General features: G+C 58.2%; 3 protein-coding genes. 1 reads left to right on the top strand and 2 read right to left on the bottom strand.

The genetic code is table 11. The features are described 5' to 3' along the window. Nucleotides 1–480 precede the first annotated feature (480 nt). A complete protein-coding gene (locus DNK49_RS22880) occupies nucleotides 481–1,059 on the top strand; it encodes an RNA 2'-phosphotransferase (RefSeq protein WP_110530372.1) in 579 nt (192 codons plus the stop codon). On the opposite strand, the gene DNK49_RS22875 is transcribed toward DNK49_RS22880, so the two are convergent. Next, nucleotides 1,040–1,399 (bottom strand): hypothetical protein, encoded by a 360-nt coding sequence (locus tag DNK49_RS22875; protein WP_110530370.1) that lies wholly within the window; start codon nucleotides 1,397–1,399, stop codon nucleotides 1,040–1,042. The genes DNK49_RS22880 and DNK49_RS22875 overlap by 20 nt on opposite strands. Then, a partial coding sequence (locus DNK49_RS22870) for an RHS repeat-associated core domain-containing protein (RefSeq protein WP_165843424.1) occupies nucleotides 1,396–2,210 on the bottom strand: 815 nt, incomplete at its 5' end. The genes DNK49_RS22875 and DNK49_RS22870, both read right to left, overlap by 4 nt.

Here is a 2,210-nt window from a genome sequence, read left to right as displayed (position 1 = left end):
CGCAGGGTGGCAAGGTGAAAACCGGGCAGAAAGAGCGTGGCATTTGTCATGCCAGATTATCTCACGATACGCCAATGGCATGTTGCGCCAAACGTGCTACGAGGGCTTAACTTAGTGCCATTCTGGTGCGTCCCCTATTTCCTCTTCCCCTATTTCCTCTCTGGGGCAGCGAAGCCGCCAGGGCGACAGGCAGATTCATCGCCGTTTGCTTGATCCTGATGGGTGTCTGGCGCGATTCGCCGCAGCCATGATTTGAAGAAACGGGCGTGATCGGCAACTGCAAGCGGAGAGAGAGTTTCAAAACCGGCGGCTGGCACCGCCATGGATTCGTTTGCTCGCTTGACACCGGCCGGCTAATGGGTGTCCCCTATTATTTCTATTACACGTTTCGATCCACGAACTTATGACCCCGCCCTATCCACCCAACTACCCAATCGGCTTCGTCATGCCGGACGAGAAGAAGGACAAAGGCAAGCGCTGATGCAATCCCACGTCGCCCAGTTCAGCAAGTTCCTGAGCTTTGTTCTTCGCCACAAGCCCGATGCCATCGGCTTGAAGCTGGACCCGCAAGGCTGGACCTCCATTGATGAGTTGATCGCCAAGAGCGATGCCGCCGGGACCCGGTTCAGCAGGGAGGACTTGCTGCATGTCGTCGAGACCAGCGACAAGAAGCGGTTTTCTATTTCGGCCGATGGGCAGCGCATTCGCGCCGCTCAAGGGCACTCAGTTTCGGTAGAGCTCGGGCTGTCGCCCCGGCAGCCGCCGAGCATTCTGTATCACGGGACCGCAACGCGGTTTGTCGACTTAATTCTGGTGGAGGGGTTGAAGCCGCAATCACGCCAACAGGTGCACCTGTCTGCTGATGAAGCAACCGCGCACCGCGTCGCTCAGCGTCACGGCAAGCCGGCCATCCTCAAGGTCGAGGCCCTGCGCATGCATGCGCAGGGCTTCAAGTTCTTCCTAGCCGACAACGGCGTGTGGCTGACCGCTCAGGTGCCGCCCGAGTTCTTGAAGAGCACCGACCTGAATCAGGAACCCGTCAACTGTCGAACTCGATAAAGTCTTCAACAGCACGTCGAAGCCAGTCGTAGAAGCTGGCAAATTGAGCGCGTTGTTCCCAACCAGGTGAGGCGAAGTCATGAATGACAAATACTGCATCGTCTTTGCCGACTTGCCAGCACGCGACATCATCGTTGTCCTGTCGACGAGCAAAGGGTACGAGCTTTCGCTGCGGATATCTTTCAGCAAGCCCAGCCATCGTGTCTCGCAGGAGTCTTCCTTCCAGCAAGTACCATGGCTCGAGGTCGCTTAGCCCTAACTCGACGACACGCTTGAACTGGCGTGGGTAGCAGAAGCCTTGCGGCCCCTCTTTCTCCGTAAGCAAATCGAGAGTCTTCATTGCGTCGATCCGGTGTACGGTGAACCATTCGGGTACGTATTTCTGAACCCACTGTTTTGCTGTTGGATACGCGCTCGGACCGCATCCTCCCATGTCGCCGGTTGAATACCATTTCTCGGTGTCCACCGACCAGCTGGGAACGCCTCTCCCGCCTCCCGAATAACCGCCTGAACGTCGATGCCAGCTCTTTGCGCAGCCAACACACGAGTGTTATCAAAGGTTGTCAATGCACCGTCGCCCATTCGGACCACATCAATCGGAGCACCCTGCCAGCCATTCGCGCGCATGCTCGCCGCAATCCCTTCAACCCCATTCACCGAGGATTGACTGAACCGAACCGAGGCGGGGTTGAGGTTCGCTACCCCCTTTACGGCATCGTAGATTACATCAGCCGCACGCAAAAGCCCACGCAGCCCTACGACACCAGCACTCGCCACGAACCCAACCTCTCCAAACGGTGTCGGCTCAATGAGCGCTGCACCGCCGATCCCGGTCATTACCGAAATCTCTTCACCGGTCGGCATTGCAGCCTGACCGGCATCCATCATCACTCCACCCACCTTTCCAGCAAACAGCCTTAGGTCGGCCGCGGCCAACCCCGTCGGATCACTGAAGTTGACCGGGTTGTTCCCCACATACGCATACAGGTTCAGATCATCGGCCGTGCCGATCGGGTCCGTCTGAAGGAAGCGCCCGAGTGCCGGCGAGTAGAACCGTGCCTTGTAGTAGTACAGGTTCAGCTCGCCCAGGTACTGCTGCCCCGTGTACCGGAACCGCGCACCGGTGGTGACGTTGGGCTCGCCGTACGGGC

It is taken from the genome of Parazoarcus communis SWub3 = DSM 12120 (assembly GCF_003226565.1).
Classification (GTDB): Bacteria; Pseudomonadota; Gammaproteobacteria; order Burkholderiales; family Rhodocyclaceae; genus Parazoarcus; species Parazoarcus communis.
The sequence above is the reverse complement of the archived record's forward strand: the minus strand, read 5'-3'. Positions and strand labels throughout refer to the sequence as shown.